At 65.4% G+C, this 234-nt stretch carries 1 protein-coding gene; it reads left to right on the forward strand.

Features of this window, described 5'->3' with window-relative positions:
* Window positions 1-234 (forward strand): cadherin repeat domain-containing protein (locus KW824_RS21285; RefSeq protein ID WP_218410911.1); only part of this gene is annotated, 234 nt, incomplete at both ends.

A 234-nucleotide genomic window follows, 5' to 3' on the forward strand; every position in this document is an offset into this window, starting at 1 on the left:
CAGCCAGGCGCAGACCTTCACCATCGCCATCAACGATGTCGACGAGTTCGATGTCACTACCCCGACCGACACCAACGCCGCCGCCAATGCCGTCGACGAGAACATCGCCATCGGCACCCTGGTCGGCGTCACCGCCTTTGCCAGCGACGCCGACGCCACCACCAATGCCGTCACCTACAGCCTGTCCGGCAATCCCGGCGGCCTGTTTGCCATCGATCCCGCCACCGGTGTGGT

Origin of the sequence: Aeromonas sp. sif0611 (assembly GCF_019218845.1) — a bacterium.
Classification (GTDB): Bacteria; Pseudomonadota; Gammaproteobacteria; order Enterobacterales; family Aeromonadaceae; genus Aeromonas; species Aeromonas media.